The organism is Blastochloris viridis (assembly GCF_001402875.1).
In the GTDB taxonomy this organism is placed as follows: domain Bacteria; phylum Pseudomonadota; class Alphaproteobacteria; order Rhizobiales; family Xanthobacteraceae; genus Blastochloris; species Blastochloris viridis.
The window spans coordinates 2,001,448-2,020,315 of record NZ_CP012946.1; the positions used below are offsets into that span (position 1 = coordinate 2,001,448).

The 18,868-nt window shown below is 68.0% G+C and carries 20 protein-coding genes and 1 pseudogene; 16 read left to right on the top strand and 5 right to left on the bottom strand.

What is annotated here, in order from left to right:
- Positions 1–112 precede the first annotated feature (112 nt).
- Positions 113–499 carry a YchJ family protein gene (locus tag BVIR_RS08890; RefSeq protein WP_055037358.1) on the bottom strand — a complete coding sequence of 129 codons (387 nt, stop codon included), beginning with the start codon at positions 497–499 and terminating at the stop codon, positions 113–115.
- A gap of 580 nt (positions 500–1,079) precedes the next feature.
- Here BVIR_RS08890 and BVIR_RS08895 point away from each other — a divergent pair.
- The 11 genes from BVIR_RS08895 (at position 1,080) to BVIR_RS08940 (ending at position 12,955) form a co-directional block, all read left to right on the top strand.
- The gene (locus BVIR_RS08895; RefSeq protein WP_055037359.1) at positions 1,080–1,289 is read left to right on the top strand and encodes a cold-shock protein; all 210 of its coding nucleotides are present in this window, start codon (positions 1,080–1,082) and stop codon (positions 1,287–1,289) included.
- 117 nt (positions 1,290–1,406) lie between these two features.
- Positions 1,407–1,649, top strand: a complete 243-nt coding sequence (locus tag BVIR_RS16825; RefSeq protein ID WP_145912015.1) for a transcriptional regulator — start codon at positions 1,407–1,409, stop codon at positions 1,647–1,649.
- 566 nt (positions 1,650–2,215) lie between these two features.
- Positions 2,216–3,220 carry a helix-turn-helix transcriptional regulator gene (locus tag BVIR_RS08900; protein ID WP_055037360.1) on the top strand — a complete coding sequence of 335 codons (1,005 nt, stop codon included), beginning with the start codon at positions 2,216–2,218 and terminating at the stop codon, positions 3,218–3,220.
- A 276-nt stretch (positions 3,221–3,496) separates the two neighbouring features.
- On the top strand, positions 3,497–5,209 hold the full coding sequence (locus BVIR_RS08905) for an ABC transporter ATP-binding protein (protein WP_169788593.1): 1,713 nt from the start codon (positions 3,497–3,499) through the stop codon (positions 5,207–5,209).
- 2 nt (positions 5,210–5,211) lie between these two features.
- Positions 5,212–6,942 carry an ABC transporter ATP-binding protein gene (locus BVIR_RS08910; RefSeq protein WP_055037362.1) on the top strand — a complete coding sequence of 577 codons (1,731 nt, stop codon included), beginning with the start codon at positions 5,212–5,214 and terminating at the stop codon, positions 6,940–6,942.
- On the top strand, positions 6,939–8,210 hold the full coding sequence (locus BVIR_RS08915) for an MFS transporter (protein ID WP_145912014.1): 1,272 nt from the start codon (positions 6,939–6,941) through the stop codon (positions 8,208–8,210). Before BVIR_RS08910 ends, BVIR_RS08915 begins: the two co-directional genes overlap by 4 nt.
- Before the next feature lie 11 nt (positions 8,211–8,221).
- Positions 8,222–10,420: a TonB-dependent receptor gene (locus tag BVIR_RS08920; RefSeq protein ID WP_055037364.1), complete on the top strand. Its 2,199-nt coding sequence runs from the start codon at positions 8,222–8,224 to the stop codon at positions 10,418–10,420.
- Positions 10,421–10,447: 27 nt separating this feature from the next.
- A complete protein-coding gene (locus BVIR_RS08925; RefSeq protein WP_055037365.1) occupies positions 10,448–11,086 on the top strand; it encodes a MotA/TolQ/ExbB proton channel family protein in 639 nt (212 codons plus the stop codon).
- Positions 11,083–11,580 (top strand): ExbD/TolR family protein, encoded by a 498-nt coding sequence (locus BVIR_RS08930; RefSeq protein WP_055037366.1) that lies wholly within the window; start codon positions 11,083–11,085, stop codon positions 11,578–11,580. Before BVIR_RS08925 ends, BVIR_RS08930 begins: the two co-directional genes overlap by 4 nt.
- Before the next feature lie 10 nt (positions 11,581–11,590).
- Positions 11,591–12,283, top strand: coding sequence for a TonB family protein (locus BVIR_RS08935; protein ID WP_055037367.1), 693 nt, complete (start codon positions 11,591–11,593; stop codon positions 12,281–12,283).
- Positions 12,284–12,295: 12 nt separating this feature from the next.
- Positions 12,296–12,955: a protein-S-isoprenylcysteine O-methyltransferase gene (locus BVIR_RS08940; protein WP_055037368.1), complete on the top strand. Its 660-nt coding sequence runs from the start codon at positions 12,296–12,298 to the stop codon at positions 12,953–12,955.
- Between the two features lie 59 nt (positions 12,956–13,014).
- Here the strand turns inward: BVIR_RS08940 and BVIR_RS08945 are convergent, their stop codons facing one another.
- A complete protein-coding gene (locus BVIR_RS08945; RefSeq protein ID WP_055038787.1) occupies positions 13,015–13,782 on the bottom strand; it encodes a cation efflux transmembrane domain-containing protein in 768 nt (255 codons plus the stop codon).
- 74 nt (positions 13,783–13,856) lie between these two features.
- Here BVIR_RS08945 and BVIR_RS08950 point away from each other — a divergent pair, with 74 nt between their 5' ends.
- Complete coding sequence (locus BVIR_RS08950) at positions 13,857–14,384, top strand: MerR family transcriptional regulator (protein WP_082416878.1); 528 nt, start codon at positions 13,857–13,859, stop codon at positions 14,382–14,384.
- Between the two features lie 34 nt (positions 14,385–14,418).
- Here the strand turns inward: BVIR_RS08950 and BVIR_RS08955 are convergent, their stop codons facing one another.
- From BVIR_RS08955 to BVIR_RS08965, 3 genes are read right to left on the bottom strand one after another with little or no spacing between them, the layout of a single operon-like run.
- Positions 14,419–14,652, bottom strand: coding sequence for a thioredoxin family protein (locus tag BVIR_RS08955; RefSeq protein WP_055037369.1), 234 nt, complete (start codon positions 14,650–14,652; stop codon positions 14,419–14,421).
- Between the two features lie 14 nt (positions 14,653–14,666).
- Positions 14,667–15,752, bottom strand: a complete 1,086-nt coding sequence (locus tag BVIR_RS08960; RefSeq protein WP_082416880.1) for a permease — start codon at positions 15,750–15,752, stop codon at positions 14,667–14,669.
- Complete coding sequence (locus tag BVIR_RS08965) at positions 15,749–16,045, bottom strand: metalloregulator ArsR/SmtB family transcription factor (RefSeq protein WP_055037370.1); 297 nt, start codon at positions 16,043–16,045, stop codon at positions 15,749–15,751. Before BVIR_RS08965 ends, BVIR_RS08960 begins: the two co-directional genes overlap by 4 nt.
- 218 nt (positions 16,046–16,263) lie before the next feature.
- Here BVIR_RS08965 and BVIR_RS17325 point away from each other — a divergent pair.
- The 4 genes and pseudogenes from BVIR_RS17325 to arsB all read left to right on the top strand — a co-directional run.
- Positions 16,264–16,440, top strand: a pseudogene (locus BVIR_RS17325) (winged helix-turn-helix domain-containing protein); the annotation flags it as partial.
- 183 nt (positions 16,441–16,623) lie between these two features.
- Positions 16,624–17,151, top strand: coding sequence for an arsenate reductase ArsC (locus BVIR_RS17195; protein WP_055038789.1), 528 nt, complete (start codon positions 16,624–16,626; stop codon positions 17,149–17,151).
- A complete protein-coding gene (gene arsC / locus BVIR_RS08975; RefSeq protein WP_055037371.1) occupies positions 17,151–17,576 on the top strand; it encodes an arsenate reductase (glutaredoxin) in 426 nt (141 codons plus the stop codon). Before BVIR_RS17195 ends, arsC begins: the two co-directional genes overlap by 1 nt.
- 11 nt (positions 17,577–17,587) lie before the next feature.
- A complete protein-coding gene (gene arsB, locus BVIR_RS08980) occupies positions 17,588–18,658 on the top strand; it encodes an ACR3 family arsenite efflux transporter (RefSeq protein WP_055037372.1) in 1,071 nt (356 codons plus the stop codon).
- Positions 18,659–18,868 lie beyond the last annotated feature (210 nt).

An 18,868-nucleotide genomic window follows, 5' to 3' on the forward strand; every position in this document is an offset into this window, starting at 1 on the left:
CGAACGGCCGGCGAGGGTACGCACCTGCATCGAGGGCGGCAAGCCACCCTGTGGACACGGCGTGCCAGCGACGCGCAACCGTGCTCCGGATCACGGTCCGGCGGGAGCCCGATCACGCGCGCCCGCGCTCCGGCCGGAAATACCACCGCCCCGCCTGCTTGCGAAACTGCGACAGTTCGCGGTGCTTTTCTTCGCGACCGCCATTGCGGCGGAAGCAGGCGATGAACTCGACGACACCCTTGTTGCCGTCTTCCGAACTCGCCAACACCTGCAACCCGGTGAACGTGCTGGTGCGCATCCACTCCTTCGCGGCATCGTGATCGAAATCGTAGCGGCGCTGCGGGTCGGTGGTGGCAAGGATGTAATCGAACGCCTTCCGGGCGTACGCAGTATAGCGCGAGCGCATCAGTGCCTCGGGGGAGCGGGCTTGATCCGTTCCTTCCAGCACCGGCCCGCAACACTGATCAAACGGCCGGCCGGAACAGCACGGGCACTCCATGGCGAGGCTCCTTAAGCGCATTTGAAATCGCGCAATCCGGATTTGCGAAGATACTTCAAACCCTCAATGCATCCGTTCGCCGAAGTCCTCAAGGACGGTTTGGAAACGCAGGCACAGCCCGATCCGGGCATGCGATCGATCTCTCGGATCGGCGGATTTTCCCGCGCCGCGCGTCGCGCAATGCTGCACCGTGGCCGAAGCGCCAGTCCAGCCCGGCGCCTCATGTCGATGAGCACGGCCGCTCAGCGCAGCGCATTGAACGCGCGGGAAGGCGGCGGATGGCGCGCGAGTGCCTTCCCCACACCGCGATGCTGGAGCGCCTGCCGGCCGCTCCCGACCCGTGTTCGTCACACGGTTTTTCCGCGAGTCGGGCGCCCGCGGTAGTGTGAAAATTTTGGTGACCCCGCAAATTTTCCTTGCCTGACCGCACTTGCTCGTTTATGAAGAAGCATCGAGTTTCGGCCGAACGACTTGGCCTCGCCGCGAAAAGCGTGCTTGACTAACGGGTTTCTTCCAAAATCTCGACCTCTGAACGGCTGCGCCGACGCGCTGCTGAGCTTATTATCTTGGGATACGATACATGACGCAGGGAACCGTGAAGTGGTTCAACGGCCAAAAGGGCTTCGGTTTCATCCAGCCGGATGACGGGAGCCGCGATGTGTTCGTTCACATCAGCGCCGTTGAGCGCGCGGGGATGTACAGCCTCAACGAAGGACAGCGCGTGTCTTTCGACGTGGTCGCAGACCGTCGGACTGGAAAGTCTTCGGCTGACAACCTGAAGGCCGCTTGAGCATAGCGCGATAGGCGCTTTGACCACGGATGTACTGGCAAAGCCCCAGGTTAAGCCTCGCGTCCGGTTCGCCGGACTGCGGGGCTTTTTCATGCAAATGCCACGCGGACCCCGCAAATGAATGACAACCAGCCTCAAACTGCTGCAGCCCAAAAGGCCGATCGGCATTTTCGCAAGGAAATGCACGAGAAAGCTGGAGCGGCGGCATGGGCCGAGTACCAAGCCGGCCAGACTGCCATCCTTGAGAAGACCGCGCGCTTGAAAGAGTTGCGTTTGGCAAAGGAAGCGACTTTGCCGAAGGCGACGCCGAAAGTTGCCAAGCCCAAAAAGAAAACCGTTACCCGAGCATCGTCGAAATAGATGTGTCGGGCGCAGGGCACGCCTTGACCGCGGAACCGCGCCGGCTCTGCCTTTGCCCTGCCGACCCCACGCCACCTGGAACACCAGCCACGCGCGCCTGAAACGGTTATACTGCCATCCGTTCAGGTTCGACGACGTCGGTACCGCAACTGGTGTTAGACCGGCGGGCCGCGCGCTTTTGCGTTAACGGACGCGCTCCACGCCGCCCGCAGCCGGCTTTAGCGAGGCTGGATCCCGGAGCATGCTCCGCAGCGGCGGAACCCGGGTTGCGGAGACAAGATGCGACAATCCATACGGTTTCCGGCCACTCACGCCGTTGAGACGTATGACGCTCGCCGATTATCCCGGTTCTGAACACGTATTTTTTCGGAGCGGCGGCGTTCGGGATCGCAACGCGATCTCCCGGATGTCCAATCGAGGTCGGCGGAAAAGACCTTGTCCGCAGTAGCCGCAGCCGAACCATAACCGCATCGCGCACAGGCCGGATAACGTTGCGACGGGTATGCAAATGAATTTCATTTGCATACCCTGTGCATTCCGTCGTCCCGCGCGCTGGGTAGCCGCCGATGAGCAATAGGAATAATGTCGCAAGGGGCCAAGCGGTTCCGCCGCCCGACACCGACCGGACGCTGTCGGTGGCCGACATGGTCGGCACCTGCCCGAACATCGAAAGAATTCTGTATGGCACCGACGACATCACCGTCGACGAGACCACCGCCTTCGCCTACGGCCAGTTCTGGTTCAACGCCATTCGCCCGTCCGTCTTCGCCAGCGGGTGCCGGTTTCGCTACCTCAACGACATCCCGGTCTCTGGCGTCTACAACGCCAGCATGTTCGTCGGCATTCTGACGGCGGGGAGCCACGCCGCCGATGTCGAGGGCCGCTCGATCGCCACCGATCGCATCGGCGTTCCGACCCTGGTTGCGCTCGGCGAGCCGATGCGCTTCACCACCCATTATCGCGCCGGCATGACCTGCGACATGAGCGGATTTTTCGTCGAGGCGGCGGGCCTTGAGCCGCTGCTCGACGACCTGCAGGTCACGGCGTTCCCTGGCTGCCGATGCGGCCTCCAATTCCGGCAGTTCGAGCGCGCCGAACGCTTGCGCGCCACCCTGCTCGATCTTGCCGCCAATCCCTACACCGGGCGGCTGGCCCGCCTCTACGCCGAAGCGCGCATCCTCGCCGCCCTGTTCGAAATTGCACTTCATCTCGAAGGCGCGACCGCGGCCGATTGTCCGATCCTGTCCGCGCTCCGTCGCGAGCAGGCCGAACGGGCCCAGGCGATGCTGGAGGCCGCGCTCGCCAACCCGCCGACGGTCGGCCAGATCGCCCGTGACATCGGCGTCAACGAGACCACGCTGCGCCGCAGCTTCAAGCAGGTGTTCGGCGTCACCATTATCGACTATCTGCGTGACCGCCGCCTGGACGTCGCGCGCGTGCTACTGCGCGAGGACCGCCTGTCTGTGGCGCAGATCGCCTATCGCGTCGGCTTCGCCAGCCCCGCCAACTTCGCCACCGCCTACCGCCGCCGGTTCGGCCATCCGCCGCGTGCGGAGTTGCGGCGGGTGTGAGGCTCGCCATGTGGCGTTTACGCAAAGATTTTATTGCGGCACGCAAAGATGGTGACGATTTTCTCACATCACACATAGTATTATATCGCGGCTTCGCTCACATTGAGAGTGCAAGCCGTGTCGAGCTACATTGGAATAAATAAAGAAACATGTATCGTCGATAAAACGAACGATCTAGACGAAAGCAATACTAAATCTCCGGCCGGGTTTGAAACGAGCGTCGGGTCGCGTTCGCCGATTTCGATTCAAATGGTTGCCGGCAAGATTCTGGCCCTGATGACGAGCGGTCGCGGTCTCCTCGCTGGATCGGCCCTGGCGGGAACCCTGGCGGCGCTGCTCGCGCTGTCGCCCTACCTCGCCGCCGCGCTGGCCTTCGCCGAGCTGACGGCGCCGAACCCGGACAGCGACCGCCTGCTGCTGATCGGCCTTGCCGCCGTCGCCGGCGTTGCCGCGCGTCATGCGTTCTTCGGCCTGTCGACCGCGCTGTCCCATCTCATCGCCTTCCGGGTGCAGAAGGAGCTGCGACTGCGCCTCGCGGCCAAGCTGTCGTGGGTGCCGCTCGGCTGGTTCGACGACACTGCGAAGGGCCGCGTCCGCTCGATCCTGCTCGACGACGTCGAGGCCACCGAGGACGGCATCGCCCACCTCATCCCCGAGACCAGCGCCGCGCTGCTCGCGCCGGCGCTGGTGCTGGTCGCCCTCGTCGTGGTCGACTGGCGGCTGACGGTGCTGACGCTGGTGCCGATGGTGGTCGGCATGTGGCTGCTCGGCCGCCTGTTGAAATCGGGCGAAGGGCCGACCCGCGACTATATCGAAATCCAGGCCAAGCTCGCCGAGACCACCGCCGAGATCGCCGACGGCCTGCCGACGGTGCGCATGTTCGATCAGGCCGAGCAAGCGACGCAGCGCGCCTTTGGCATGTTCGCGCTGATGACGCGGTTCTCCAACGATTGGATGCGCGGCGCCGTGGTGCCCGGCGGCCTCGCGCAGATCCTGCTGTCGAGCCATCTGCTGGTGGTGGCGCCGGCGGGGCTGCTGATGGCGGCGGCCGGCCAGATCAGCGTCACGACGCTGGCGGTGTTCCTCGCGCTCGCGCTCGGCCTCGGCGACATTTTCGGCGCCATCCAGGGCATCAGCCACCGGGTGATGCGGCAGTTCCAGCATCTCGACAATATCGAGACGATTTTCGCCTTGCCCGAAATGCCGGAGGCCGAGACCAAGGGCACCATCGGCCCGGCGGCGATCGATCTCGATCAGGTCGGCTTCGCCTATGGCGCGCGCGCGGTCATCGACGGCATCTCGGTCCGGGTCGAGCCCGGCCGCAGCCTGGCACTGGTCGGCCCGAGCGGGTCGGGCAAGTCGACGCTGGTGCGGCTGGTCGCCCGCTTCCTCGACGTGCGCAGCGGCGCGGTGCGCATCGGCGGTGTCGACGTCCGCGACATGAGCGCGGAGGACCTTCACGCCCGCCTCGCCGTGGTGTTCCAGGACGTGTTCCTGTTCGCCGGCACCATCGCCGACAACATCCGACTCGGCCGCGCCGACGCCAGCGATGCCGACATCGCCGCCGCCGCCAAGGCCGCCCGCGCCCACGACTTCATCTGCGCTTTGCCGAACGGCTACGACACGCTGGTCGGGGAGCGCGGCCACGGCCTGTCCGGCGGCGAGCGCCAGCGCATCTCGATCGCCCGTGCCGTCCTCAAGAACGCGCCGGTCCTGATCCTGGACGAGGCCACCGCCTTCGCCGACCCCGAGAACGAGGCGGAGATCCAGACCGCGATCGCGGAGCTCGCCCGCGAGCGCACCATGATCGTCATCGCCCACCGCCTGCACACCATCACCCACGTCGACGAGATCCTGGTGCTCGACCAGGGGCGGGTTGCCGAGCGCGGCCGCCACGACGACCTCGTCGCCGCCGGCGGGCTCTACGCCCGCATGTGGGCGGCCCAGCAGGCGGTGCGCAGCTATCGCCACGTCAGCCGGGGGGCCTGATCATGAAGCTGTTTCTGTTCATCTGGGCGCACCTTGGCGCAGCGCGCGGCCAGTTCGTCTTCAGCCTGTTCGCCACGCTGCTGGAAGGCGTTGCGGCCGCGGTGCCGGCGGCAGCTGTCGGGCTCGGCTTGGTCCGCCTCGCCCAAGGCAACGCCACCCCGCTCGACCTGGCGCCCTACGCCGCCGCGGTGGTCGCCGCCTTCGGGGTGCGGGTACTGGCGCTGCGGGTGGCGTGGGGTGCCGGCTTCCGGGCCGGCAATACTGCCACCGAGACCGTGCGCCGACGGCTGGTTCAGCACATGCGCGCGATCCCGCTGGGCGCGCTGACGCGCTGGACGCCGGCCCGCCTTGCCACCCTGGTCGGCGAGGACGGCCGCTGGATCAACGAGTGCTCGACCTTCACGCTGCACCGCATCATCGCCGGATCGGCCACCGGGCTCGTGTTGTTCGCCCTGGCGGCGCTGTTCTCGCCGCTGGTGGCCGCGGTGGTGATCGGCACCCTCCTTGCAGCGCTCGCGGTACATCAGCCGATCGCCCGCATCCTCGCTCGGGTGCTGGCGACGCGCTCGCGCTTCATCGCCGATCTCAACCACCGCATCGGCGAATATGGCGAGGGCATCGCGGTGTTCCGCATGTTCCTGCGCAAGGGCGAGGCGCTGGCGCAATTCCAGGAGGTCGTCGAAGGCGCCTTTCAGCTTATGCGGCGCAACACGCCGCGCCTCGTCGCAATGCAGGAAGCCAACAGCCTCTTGTTGTCGCTCGGCGTCCCGCTCGCCTTGGTCGCGGCCGCGGCGAGCGGCGCCATGGCCTCGGCCCCCGAAACCATGGTGGCGCTGTTCCTCGCCATCGCCGCCCAGACCGCCTGGACCAGCGCGGTGATCAAGCAATCCCTGATCTACCGCCTCGGCGAGCAGGCCCGCTGCGGCATGGTCGCGTTCTTCGCCGAGCCGGTGCTGACTGGCAGCCGGAGCGACTTCAACGCCGCCCTCGACGTCGCCGCCGACAAGGTCTCGTTCGCCTACGGCAAGGACGGCCGGGCCGCGGTCGAGGACGTCAGCTTCACCGCCGAGCGCGGCACCATCACCGCGATCGTCGGGCCGAGCGGCGCCGGCAAGTCGACGGTGCTCGCGCTGTTGGCGCGGTTCTACGATTCGGCCAGCGGCACCATCCGCATCGGCGGCGTCGACATCGCCGAAGCCGACCCGGCCCGGCTGCAGGCGCTGATCTCGGTGGTGGACCAGAACGTCCATTTGTTCCGCGACACGCTGCGCGCCAACATCTTGCTCGGCGACCCCAGCGCCAATGCGGCCCGCCTCAAAGCCGTGGTGTCCGCGGCCCGCCTCGACGAGCTGGTGGCGGCGCTGCCGCACGGTCTTAACACCCGCCTCGGCGATGGCGGCCGCACCCTGTCGGGTGGCGAGCGCCAGCGTGTCGCCGTCGCCCGCGCCTTGCTGAAGAACGCCCCGATCGTCGTGCTCGACGAGGCGACCTCGGCGATGGACCCATTGTCCGAAAAGGCGATCCAGGACGCCGTCGCCGCGCTCGAGAGCGGCCGCACGGTGATCGTGGTGGCGCATCGGCTCCACACCATCGCGAAAGCCGACCAGATTCTGGTGATGGACCGCGGCCGCATCATTGAGCGCGGCCACCACGACGGCCTTGCGGCCCAGGGCGGCGTCTATGCCGGGCTGTGGGCAGCGCAGCAGCGCGCCAGCGGCTGGAGGCTGCGATGAGCAGCCCGCCTCTCGCCGCAACCGCGGAGCCCCGCTCCGCCGGCCGGGCCACCGTTCAAGCGGTCGCCGCCTCGACCTACGCCGCCGCGATGGTCGCGATGTTCTTCATCTACACCATCCTGCCGGCGACGCTGCGCCAAGCCGGCCACCCGCCCGAGGTGGTCGGCATGGTCTTCCTTGCCTATCTGCCCTACGCGCTGCGGGTGGCATGGGCGCCGCTGGTCGAGCGCTGGGCGGCCGGGCAAGCCTCGCGCCACCGCGCGGCGCTGCGGCTGTTCCTCATCGCCGCTGTTCTGGCGATGCTGGCGCTGCTGGCGGTGGATCCGGCCACCTCGGTGTGGCCGCTGCTCGGCCTCAGCACGCTGGTGGTGACGCTGCTCGTCACCGCCATGACGGCGAGCGACGCCTATCTGGTCGCCATGGTGGGCGCCGCCGACCGGCAGCGTTCGGCGGTCCAGCAGGGCATCGCCGCGGCGGCCGGCGGCACCGCTCTCGGTGTCGCCATGCTCGTGCTCGGCGATCACGGCTGGCGCGGGATCGTCGTCGCCGTGGCGACACTATCCTTCGTGGTCGCGCTCCCCGCCCTGATGCTGCCGGACCGGCTGGGGGAGAGGCTCACGGCGACGGCAGGGCCACAGCGGGCGGGCCTGTGGACGTTCTTCAATAGCCCGGTGGTGCGGCGGCGGCTGGCGATCTCGGTGTTCGTGCACGGCGCCTTCGGTCTCGCCTCCGGCGCACTGCCGATCCTGCAGGTCGATGCCGGCCTCAGCGTTGGCGAGATCGGCCTTCTATCGGCGGTCGGCGCCAATATCGTCGGCCTTGCGGCGTCGCTGCTGGTCGGCGCCGGCATGGTCCGCTTCGGAGCCTGGCGAGCACTCGCCGCGCTCTGCGTCGCCTCCCTCGTCGGCTTCGGGACCGCAGCCGTAGCGGGCTCGGCGATCTTCGATTGGAGCGCCGTCATCGCCCTCACCTTCCTGGTGATGGGCACGTCCTACGCCTTCTTCGTCGTCTATCGCGCCCTCACCCTCATCGTGTGCCAAGGCGAGCGCGCCGCCACCCAGGCGGCCGCCCTCGCCTGCGCCGACTCGCTGATCTCGATCGTGGCGGCCACTGCGTCGGGCGCGGCGATCGCCGCGCTCGGCCTCAACGGGTTGTTCGCTGTCGTCGCCGCCCTCGTCTCGATCGGCACGGTGATCGCCGTGGTCATCTCGGCCGGACCCGAGGTCCGCGCCCTCCTTCGCCACCCTTCCCTGGAACAACCGCAATGATGGGGATCCCTTTGCGCCGATCCACGATACTGCTGGCATCGTCTCTGCTCTGCTCAACTGCACTGACGCCGGCCTATGCCGAGCCGGAGACCCAGAGCGAGAACGGCATCGAGACCGAGACGATCGAGGAGATCACCGTCACTGCCCGCAAGCGGACCGAGAAGCTGCGTGACATTCCGTTCTCGGTCGAAACCATCAGCCGCACCGAGCTTGAAGAGAAGCGGATCGTCGACGGCACCACGGCGCTGCGCGACATCGCCGGCGCGGTGAAGCCCTCCTTCGGCGACCGCTCGAACGACTTCATCATCATGCGCGGCGTCGGCGCCGTGCTGTTTCCCTTGAGCCCCGACGACAGTTCGGTGCTGACCTTCATTGATGGCGCGCCGACCTCGATCGCCGCCTCGAACTCAGCCTATTTCGACCTGCAGCGGGTCGAGGTGCTGAAAGGACCGCAATCGACGCTGTTCGGCCGCAACACCTCGGGCGGCGCCATCAATCTGATTCCGATCCTGCCGAGCGAGACGCCCGAAGGCTATGTCGGGGTCGAGTACGGCACCGACAATCACCGCCTCATCGAGGGCGCGTTGGCCGGCGCCATCGTGCCGGAAAAGGTGGCCGGCCGCGTCGCCTTCCGCGCCCGCGGTATCGACGGCTTCCTCTCCAACACCGAAGGCCCCGAACTGGGCGACGAAACCTCCTATGTCGGGCGCGGCTCGCTGCTGTTCACCCCCAACGAGCGCACCCGCTGGCTGATCAGCGCCAGCGGCGAGAAGACGGACCTCTCGCCGATCTACTACACGCTGCAGGGCGATGGCATGGAGAAACTCGCCGGCTATTCGGTGGCCGATGAGACCCTCGAATTCGTCAATCTGAACTCAAAGTTCGAATACGCCTTCGACGCCTTCACCTTCACCGCCCAGACCTCCTACCACAAGGCCGATACCGTCTCGCGCTACAACGCGCTCGACACCTATCTCGCCAGCGCGATGTCGGGCCTGCCGACCTCGATGTTCGCCGATCCGGACACCAATCACATCTACTGGACCCGGCACGAGAGCCGCGCCACCCAGGAGTTCCGCCTCACCTCCAATCCCGGCTCCAGCCTCTCCTGGATCGCCGGCGCGGTCGGCTACCAGGACACCGCGAACCTGATCCAAAGCGTCAGCTTGTGGCTCTACGGCCCGCTCATGGCCGGCACCGACGACTACAACCAGACCACCACCGGCGCTGCGGTGTTCGGCGAGGTTACGCTCCCGGTGTGGGACAAGCTGAAATGGACGGTGGGCGGTCGCCTGACCCACGAAAGCAAGGACTTCGACAACCTCTACACCTCCGACGGCACCACGATGGCGATCCCGTCATTCGCCGAACAAGGCACGATGTCCTACGGCTTCTGGACCGGTCGCACCTCGCTCGCCTATGAGTGGTCGCCGAACCTGTCGAGCTGGGCCAGCGTGGCGCGCGGCTACAAGGGCGGCGGCTACGGCGTCTTTAACCGAGCCGCACCATTCGGCGTCGCCCGCGACCCGTACGATCCGACCTCGATGATCGCCTACGAGATCGGCAGCCGCGGCTCGTTCCTGGACAATCGCCTGAACCTGTCAGGCGCCCTGTTCTACAACGACGTCTCGCAGGAGCAGATCACCGCCTTCAACACCCTGACGCTTGAATCGATGGCGCTCAATGTCGACGTCCAGAACTGGGGCGGCGAGCTTGAGGGCAGCTATCGCCTCGCCGAGGGCTGGGACGTCGGCTTCGGCGCCGCCTACACCCAGGGTGAACTGCTCAACGTGACGTCGGTCCTCGCCGCTCTCGTGCCTGGACTTGTGGACGGCAACAAGATCCCCGGCGTGCCGGAGTGGACCTTCAAGGCCTCGCTCGCCCACCGCACCCACGTCGAGAAGCTCGGGCTCGACGCCCAGCTCGGCGACGCCCAGGCCTACTGGCGGCTGGATTACAGCTTCATCGGCGAGCGCTTCGCGGAGGCCGGCAATCTGTTTCTGCTCGAAGCCTCCCACCTATTGGCGGCGCGGGCCGGCCTGGAGTGGGAGAAGCGGGAATTCTATCTGTTCGGCAGCAATCTGCTGAACGACGAGACGATCTCATTCGGTCAGGCCTACGGCCTGTCCGCCGCCACCGGCGAGCAGATTTCCGGCGTGAGCTACGTCCGCGGCCGCACCTTCGGGCTCGGCGCCAAGGTGCGGCTGTGACCGCGTCCATGGTTGCGAGGGCGTGACATGCACACGGTGGACATGACGCCGCTGGGGCTGTTCCTGTCGGCCGGCTGGGTCGGCCGCAGCGTGATCCTGGCGCTGACCGCAGCCTCGATCTGGTGCTGGGTGGCGATGGTCGAGGTCTGGCTCGGCCATCGCAGCCTCAAGAGCGCGCTCAAAGCGGCCGCGCGCGGCGAGGTGCCCGCGCTCCTCACCGGCGTCGAGCGTGCCGGCGTCGAGGCCGCGCGCCTTCACATCGCCGCCGAGAGCGTCGCCGAGCGGCGCACCCGCATCGGCGAGGCGATGGGGCGCGAGGCGGACATCGTGATGATGCGGCTCGAACGCGGCCTGCCCGCTCTGGCGATGATCGCCTCCGCCGCGCCGTTCATCGGCCTGTTCGGCACGGTGTGGGGCATCATGTCGAGCTTCATGGGCATCGCCGCGGCGCAGGACACCAGCCTCGCCGTGGTGGCGCCGGGCATTGCCGAGGCGTTGGCGGCGACCGCCATTGGTCTCGCCGCGGCCATCCCCGCCTCGCTCGGCTACAACCGCCTCGCCGCCGTGCTCGGCCACGCCGGGCAGCGGCTCCGCCATCACGTCGAACACCGCGCCGTGCAGTTCGGCATCAATGCCGTTCCTCCCATTGACGGAGAGACGCGATGAGCCTCGGTGGATTCGGAGGGTCGCGGCCCGGCGGGCACCGGCCGTCGGCCGAGATCAACGTGACGCCGCTGGTCGACGTCATGCTGGTGCTGCTGGTGGTGTTCATGATCACCGCGCCGCTGCTGGCGGCGGGCCTGAAGCTCGATCTGCCGCGCGCCTCCACGGCAAAGCCGCTTGATCCGAAGGATCCGGTGGTGGTGTCGGTCGATCGCGACGGCCGCATCGCCGTCGACCAGGGCGCGGTCGCGCGCGAGGAACTGGCGGCAGCGGTGCTGGCGAAAATTGCCGACGGCGAGCGCACCGTGCGGGTGCGCGGCGACCGCGAACTCGCCTATGGCGAGGTCGTCGGCATCGTCGATGTTCTGGTGGCTGCCGGCATCCGCCGTATCGCGCTGGTCACCGACCCGAAGGCCGCACAACGCCCCGGCCAGGACGCGCGGAGCGGCGGCGTGGTCGAGGCGCCCGCCCCGGCGGCGAGCGCCGCCGCGCCGTGATCGCCGCATCATGAGCGTCGCCGCCAGCGCTGCCGCAGCCTATCCCCCGCTGAGCCGCGGACGGCGGGCGGGCCTCATCGCCCTGGTCACGGCTGTGCACGCATCGGCCTTGATCGTCCTGCCCAGTCCTGAGCCCGCGCAGGCCCCGCCCGGGGAAGTCGAGATCACGTTCGTCGTCGAATCGCCCGCCACCGAGCCCGCCGATGCCGTCCCCGATCCGCTGCCGCCGGAGCCCCAACCGGAACCCGAGCCGGAGCCCATCCCCGAGCCACCGCCGGACCAGATCGTCACGCCCGAGCCGGAGCCGACCATCGCCCCCGAGCCGCGCCCGGCTCCCTCGCACCCGAAACCGGAGGCCGAACCGGTGCCGCGCCGCACTGAGCCCAAGCGCCCCAGCGCGCGGCCGGTTGCGCAGCCGGGCGAACCCTCCCCCACCGCGCGGCCCGGCCGCGACCCCGGCTACGCCACGCGGGTGCGGGCCATTCTCCAGGCGCGAGTCGACAGCCTCGGCCTGGAGGTGTCCGGCGTCGTCGCTGTGGCGTTCACCGTCGGGCCGGGCGGAAAACTCGTCTCGCACCGGCTGGTGCGCGCGTCCGGCAACTTCGCCATCGACCGCGCCATTCGCGCCGTGCTCGCCAGCATCTCGTTTCCCCCGCCGCCCGGCGGAAGCTTCGCCGGCAACGTCTCCATCCGCATACGTTAGGAGCCTCTGTCCATGCAGCCACGCACCCTCATCGGCATCGTCGTTCCCCTCGCCCTGCTCACCTCCTATGTTCTGTTCGCCGATAGCGGCGACTGGGGCACGCGGGCGTTCGTCGCCGGCAGCCTGACGATGTGGGTCTTGCGCAATCTCTACGTCCACACCCGCAACGGCCCGCTCGTCGAGACCCGCATGGACGTCACCGAAAGGCTCGTGCTCGTTGCCGCCGCCCTCGGCGTCATGGTGCTGCCGTTCGCGACGATCTTCTGGCCGTGGCCGGCCGAATGGGTGGTGCCCGCCAGCCCTGCCGCGATCATCGCCGGCGCCATCATTTACCTGATCGCCGATCTCCTGTTCTGGCGCTCGCACGCCGATCTCGGCCGGCAATGGTCGCCGACCCTCGAAATCAAGCAGGACCACGCGCTGATCACGCGCGGCGTCTATCGCTGGATCCGCCACCCGATGTACGCCGCGATGTGGCTGATGGCGATCGCGCAGGCGCTGCTGCTGCCGCACTGGGCCGGCGCGCTGTCCGGCCTCGTCGGCTTCGGCGCGGTCTATGTCACGCGCATCAACCGCGAAGAGGCGATGATGCGCGATCTGTTCGGCCCGGCCTGGGACGACTACGCCCGCCGCACCGGTCGGCTCCTGCCGCGCTGGCGCGGCTCGATGTGACGGGCGGGAAAAGGCACGCCAGCGCCGGGGACGATCGATCGCCCCGGCGCCGGCCGCAGTCAGTGGAGGTGCGCGTGGTTGTGCCCGTGCCGATGTCCATGCCCATCGTCATGCACATGGCCGTGGCTGGAAAGCGCGCCGAGGTCCTGTCCGGTGCGGTATTCCCGCCACGCCTGGCGCAGGATCTGTAGCGAGGAACTGAGGAACAGGCCGGCCATCGCCGCCGCGACCACCAGGTCCGGCCACGCCGTGGTGGTGCCCCACACGCTCGCCGCCGCCACCATTACCGCGACATTGCCGATGGCGTCGTTGCGCGAGCACAGCCACACCGAACGCACGTTGGCGTCGCCGTCCTTGTAGCGCATCAAGAGCAGCACGCTGGCGAGATTGGCGATCAGCGCCATGAGGCCGACCACCCCCATCACCTCCGCCCGCGGCACCCCCAGCACGACAAGCTGATAGGCGGTCGAGCCCAGCACCCACAGCCCCATCAGCGACAGGCTGGCACCCTTGACGAGCGCCGCCGTCGCCCGGACCTTCAGCGACATGCCGATTACGGCGAGGCTCATGCCGTAGGTCAGGGTGTCACCCAGAAAGTCCAGCGCGTCGGCCTGCAGCGCCTGGGAGCCGGCGGCCTGACCCGCCGCCATCTCAACGACGAACATGACGCCGTTGATCGCGATCACCGTCCACAACGCGCGCTTGTAGCGCGGGTCCACCCCGTCGAACACCGGGTTGCCGTGGCAGCCGCAGGCCGCGGTCGCGCCCTTCGCCGCCACTTCGGCCTGCTCGGCCGGGGCGCGGGTGTCTTGGCAAGCATCACACATCGTTGAGCGTTCCTTTCGCATGTCGTCAGGTGACGCTACATTCTCCAGTCGCTGGAGGATCAAGGGCCTTGTCCATGACATCGCTGTCGATCGGCGAACTGTCCCGCCAGGCTGGCGTGAAAGTGCCGACCATTCGGTTCTATGAGGAAATCGGGCTTCTGCCGTCGCCGTTGCGCACTGCGAGCAACCGGCGCGTCTTCGACGTCGACGCCGTGCGGCGGCTACGCTTCATCCGCCACGCCCGCGAACTGGGCTTCGAGGTCGACGCGATCCGCGCCTTGCTGCGCCTCAGCGACGCGCCACAAGCCTCGTGCGCCGAGGCCGACCGCATCGCCCGCCACCATCTCGCCGAGGTCGAGGAGCGCATCGTCCGCCTCACCGCGTTGCGCGCCGAACTCCAGCGCATGGTGGAGGACTGCGGCCATGGCCACGTTTGCGACTGCCGGGTGATCGAGGTGATCGCCGACCACCGGCTGTGCCGGCACCACGAGCACGACAGCCCGGCGCGGCGGCCGAGACCGGCGTCGCCGCCCTCGCCTGCCCGACCGGATCGGCCCCGGCGCGGCGGGCGGCACGGAACGGCCGCAGCCGGCGATGACTGATGCAAGGTCTACGCGATCAGGCCGGAAAATCGCATCACGCCAGCCACTGCGCGATGTCCTCGGCCTTGGGCAGGCCGCCGGCATGGACCACCTTGCCGTCGATGACGATGCCGGGCGTCGAGGCGATGCCAAAGGAGGCAATGGCGGCGTAATCGGTGACCTTCTCGATCGCGACCGCCACGCCGAGCCGGTCGGCCTCGGTCTGCACCATCTCGGCGGTGGTCTGGCAGCGCTTGCAGCCGGGGCCGAGCACCTTGATGTCCTTCATGGTTTTCTCCTTTGTCAGGCAAACAGCGCGTTGAACAGGAAGCCGACCGCCAGGATGCCGAGCCCGACCACGGCGACGAACACCGCGATGAGCCGGCCTTTCAGCACCTTGTGCAGGATGATCAGCTCGGGCGCCGAGAGTGCGATCACGCTCATCATGAAGGCCAGCACGGTGCCGAGCGCGGCGCCCTTGCCGAGCAGCGCCTCGACCACCGGAATGATGCCGGCGGCGTTGGAATACATGGGAATGCCCACCACCACCGCGGCCGGCACCGACCACCACGCCTCGCGGCCCATGATCGCGGCGAGCAGCTCGGCCGGCACGTAGCCGTGGATCAGCGCGCCGGCGGCGATGCCGGCGATCACCCACGTCCACACCTTGCCAACGATGTCGGCCACCGCGTCGAGCCCGGCTTTGAGGCGGTCGACGATGGTGAGGCGCTGGCCGGGAAGCTCGACCGCGCCGGCCCGCACATTGCGCACCCAGTCCTGCAGCCAGCCCTCCAGATGCAGCCGGCCGATCACCCAGCCGGCGACGATGGCGATGAGGAGGCCGAAGCCGAGATAGGCCAGCGCCACCTGCCAGCCGAGCAGCGCCCACAGCAGGCCGAGCGCGATCTCATTGACCATCGGCGCGGCGATCAGGAACGAGAAGGTGACGCCGAGCGGCACCCCGGCCGAGACGAAGCCGATGAACAGCGGCACCGCCGAGCACGAGCAGAACGGGGTGACGATGCCGAGACAGGCCGCCGCGACGTTGCCACGCCCCTCGTGCCGGCCCGCGAGCAGCGCGCGGGTGCGCTCGGCCGAGAAGAAGCTGCGCACCACGCCCATCGCGAACACCACCAGCACCAGCAGCATCAGCACCTTGGGCGTGTCGTAGAGAAAGAACGCCACCGCCTCGGCGAGGTGGCTGCCTGGCTCCAGCGGCAGGAGGGCGGTGGCCCAGTCCGCCGCCGGCTGCAGAAAGGCGTAGGCGAGACCCCAGGCGGTGAGCGCGGCCAGCGTGCCGGCCAGCCATGCGAAGGTGCTCGGCGATGCGGTGGGATTGGGTTCGGCAGGGATGGAGTCGACGGCGGTCTTCGAGCAGCACTCGGTCATGCCGCATCCCTCCGCTGGTTGGCTGGAAGCGCCAGCACGGCCTCGATCACCGCAACGACGCGGGAATCGAGGCGCGGATTGCGGCGATAGCGCACCCACTGGGCGTCGCGCCGGTCGACGACGAGGCCGGCGACCTTCAGCACCGCCATGTGGCGCGACATGCGCGACTGGGTGGCGCCGAGCGCCTTCATCAGTTCGCAGACGCAATGCTCCTGCCCGTCCCACACCATGCGCAGGGCAGCAAGCCGGGTGGCATCGGCAAGGGCGGACATCAGCTCGACCGGCGTAATCATTTGCTATTCCGGTTATGCGGCATTGCGCATATATCTGTGCCCAAGCCGCAGTCCGGTCAAGCGGAAACAGCAGCGCCATGCCCATGAGGCTCGGACGAGAGATTTGGGCGCCAGAGTTGGGGCTCTCGAAATGAGCACTTGTCATCGAGTTGGGTGTCGCTGGGAGGGCCGGCACATCCGGCTTGCCAATGTTTCCATATTTCGTGTATCGTCGAAATATGGAATCAGACGATGCCCTGCTCGCGTTGTCGGCGCTTGCCCAGGCCACGCGGCTCGAGGTGTTCCGCCTGCTGATGGCGCATGAGCCGAACGGGCTGGCGGCCGGCGAGGTGTCGCGCTGTCTTGCCGTGCCGGCCAACACCCTGTCGGCCCACCTTGCCATCCTCGCCCGCGCCGGACTGGTGACGGCCTCGCGCCGCAGCCGCTCGATCGTCTATCGCGCCCGGCCCGACAGCATTCATGCGCTTGTCGGCTTCCTGGTCGAGGATTGCTGCGGCGGCCACGCCGAGCTCTGCACGCCGACGTCCGCTCCGCCGCTCCGCCGACCTGCCGCTGGTCCACTCCGCGAAGGAAAGCCCATGCCCGATCGCATCTTCAACGTGCTGTTCCTCTGCACCGGCAACACCGCCCGGTCGATCCTGGCCGAGAGCATCCTGACGAAGGACGGCGGCGGCCGCTTCCGCGCCTTCTCCGCCGGCAGCCAGCCCAAGGGCACCGTCAACCCGTTCGCGCTCAAGGTGCTGGCGGCGGAGGGCTATCCGACCGAGGGTCTGCACTCGAAAAGCTGGGCTGAGTTCGCCGCCGCCGACGCACCGGTGATGGATTTCGTATTCACCGTCTGCGACAACGCCGCCGGCGAGGCCTGCCCGGTGTGGCCGGGCCAGCCGATGACCGCGCATTGGGGCATCGAGGATCCGGCGGCGGCGAGCGGCAATGATGTCATGGTCGAGCGCGCGTTCGTCACCGCGCTGCGCTACCTCAAGAACCGCATCTCGGTGTTCACCGCCCTGCCGTTCGCCAGCCTCGACCGGCTGGCGCTCGGATCGAGGCTGCGCGAGATCGGCCGCCTCGAAGGGGCGACGGGCCGCAAGGCGGAGCTCGCCTGATGGACGTGATCATCTACCACAATCCCGCCTGCGGCACCTCACGCAACGTGCTCGGGCTGATCCGCAATGCCGGTGTCGAGCCGCACGTGATCGAGTACCTGACGTGCCCGCCAACGCGCGCGCTGCTGGTGCAGATGATCGCCCGGGCGGGGCTCTCGGTGCGTGACCTGCTGCGCGAGAAGGGTACGCCGTATCGCGAACTCGGCCTCGGCGATCCCGCTTTGACGGACGACCAGCTTCTCGACGCCATGATGGCGCATCCGATCCTGATCAACCGGCCGCTGGTGGTGACCCCGAAGGGGGTGCGCCTGTGCCGCCCGTCGGAAGCGGTGCTCGACCTGCTGCCGCCGCAGCGCGGCGCGTTCCGCAAGGAGGACGGCGAACTGGTGGTCGACGCCGCGGGGCGCCGCGTCGCGACAGCTTGAAGGATTTTGCGATGTCCACGTTCGAACGCTATCTCACCGTCTGGGTCGGCCTGTGCATCGTCGTGGGCATCGCCCTCGGCCACGTGATGCCGGGCGTGTTCCAGGCGATCGGCACAGCCGAGATCGCCAAGGTCAATCTGCCGGTGGCGGCGCTGATCTGGCTGATGATCATCCCGATGCTGATCAAGATCGACTTCGCCGCACTCGGCCGGGTGAAGGAGCACTGGCGCGGCATCAGCGTCACGCTGTTCATCAACTGGGCGGTCAAGCCGTTCTCGATGGCCGCGCTCGGCTGGCTGTTCATCGGCTATCTGTTCCGCCCCTATCTGCCGGCCGAGCAGATCGACAGCTACATCGCCGGCCTGATCATCCTCGCGGCAGCACCCTGCACCGCCATGGTGTTCGTGTGGTCGAACCTCACCCGCGGCGAGCCGCACTTCACGCTGAGCCAGGTCGCGCTCAACGACACCATCATGGTGTTCGCGTTTGCGCCGATCGTCGGCCTGCTGCTCGGGCTCTCCGCCATCACCGTGCCGTGGGACACGCTGGTGCTGTCGGTGGTGCTCTACATCGTGGTGCCGGTGATCGCCGCGCAAGTGCTGCGCCGGCGGCTTCTGGCGCAGGGTGGCGAGCCGGCGCAGCAGCGCATGCTCGGCCGCCTGCAGCCGCTGTCGCTGGTCGCCTTGCTGGCCACGCTGGTGCTGCTGTTCGGCTTCCAGGGCGAGCAGATTCTCGCCCAGCCGCTGATCATCGCGCTGCTCGCAGTGCCGATCCTGATCCAGGTCTACTTCAACTCCGGCCTTGCCTATCTGCTCAACCGACTCGCCGGCGAGCAGCACTGCGTCGCCGGCCCCTCGGCGCTGATCGGCGCTTCCAACTTCTTCGAACTGGCGGTGGCGGCCGCGATCTCGCTGTTCGGGTTCCAGTCGGGCGCCGCACTCGCCACCGTGGTCGGCGTCCTCATCGAGGTGCCGGTGATGCTGTCGGTGGTGTGGATCGTCAACCGCTCGAAGGATTGGTACGAGGCAGGCAGCGCGAAGGCGCGAAGGCGCTCGGCCGCTTCGACACCGGCCGGCCATTGACTCATGATCCGGTCGGCAATCGTGCGCGAGGTCGAACGCCACCGGCAAATTGCATCCTCCTGAGCGGGGCGCCGCCCTCCACAATATTTGAGTCAGAGTTCGACCCGTTTTCCGTGACGTGCTGAGGTCGGGAGAAACGCTTCCGGCGCCCGTCATCGAGACGAGCCATGGCCCAGGTGGAGGTGACGGATGCCGCGCGTGAGAGACGGA

Coding starts and splice junctions, on each gene's coding strand:
- BVIR_RS08890 (WP_055037358.1), bottom strand. CDS start 499: ATGGAGTGCCCGTGCTGTTCCGGCCGGCCGTTTGATCAGTGTTGCGGG.
- BVIR_RS08895 (WP_055037359.1), top strand. CDS start 1,080: ATGACGCAGGGAACCGTGAAGTGGTTCAACGGCCAAAAGGGCTTCGGT.
- BVIR_RS16825 (WP_145912015.1), top strand. CDS start 1,407: ATGAATGACAACCAGCCTCAAACTGCTGCAGCCCAAAAGGCCGATCGG.
- BVIR_RS08900 (WP_055037360.1), top strand. CDS start 2,216: ATGAGCAATAGGAATAATGTCGCAAGGGGCCAAGCGGTTCCGCCGCCC.
- BVIR_RS08905 (WP_169788593.1), top strand. CDS start 3,497: ATGACGAGCGGTCGCGGTCTCCTCGCTGGATCGGCCCTGGCGGGAACC.
- BVIR_RS08910 (WP_055037362.1), top strand. CDS start 5,212: ATGAAGCTGTTTCTGTTCATCTGGGCGCACCTTGGCGCAGCGCGCGGC.
- BVIR_RS08915 (WP_145912014.1), top strand. CDS start 6,939: ATGAGCAGCCCGCCTCTCGCCGCAACCGCGGAGCCCCGCTCCGCCGGC.
- BVIR_RS08925 (WP_055037365.1), top strand. CDS start 10,448: ATGCACACGGTGGACATGACGCCGCTGGGGCTGTTCCTGTCGGCCGGC.
- BVIR_RS08930 (WP_055037366.1), top strand. CDS start 11,083: ATGAGCCTCGGTGGATTCGGAGGGTCGCGGCCCGGCGGGCACCGGCCG.
- BVIR_RS08935 (WP_055037367.1), top strand. CDS start 11,591: ATGAGCGTCGCCGCCAGCGCTGCCGCAGCCTATCCCCCGCTGAGCCGC.
- BVIR_RS08940 (WP_055037368.1), top strand. CDS start 12,296: ATGCAGCCACGCACCCTCATCGGCATCGTCGTTCCCCTCGCCCTGCTC.
- BVIR_RS08945 (WP_055038787.1), bottom strand. CDS start 13,782: ATGTGTGATGCTTGCCAAGACACCCGCGCCCCGGCCGAGCAGGCCGAA.
- BVIR_RS08950 (WP_082416878.1), top strand. CDS start 13,857: ATGACATCGCTGTCGATCGGCGAACTGTCCCGCCAGGCTGGCGTGAAA.
- BVIR_RS08955 (WP_055037369.1), bottom strand. CDS start 14,652: ATGAAGGACATCAAGGTGCTCGGCCCCGGCTGCAAGCGCTGCCAGACC.
- BVIR_RS08960 (WP_082416880.1), bottom strand. CDS start 15,752: ATGACCGAGTGCTGCTCGAAGACCGCCGTCGACTCCATCCCTGCCGAA.
- BVIR_RS08965 (WP_055037370.1), bottom strand. CDS start 16,045: ATGATTACGCCGGTCGAGCTGATGTCCGCCCTTGCCGATGCCACCCGG.
- BVIR_RS17195 (WP_055038789.1), top strand. CDS start 16,624: ATGCCCGATCGCATCTTCAACGTGCTGTTCCTCTGCACCGGCAACACC.
- arsC (WP_055037371.1), top strand. CDS start 17,151: ATGGACGTGATCATCTACCACAATCCCGCCTGCGGCACCTCACGCAAC.
- arsB (WP_055037372.1), top strand. CDS start 17,588: ATGTCCACGTTCGAACGCTATCTCACCGTCTGGGTCGGCCTGTGCATC.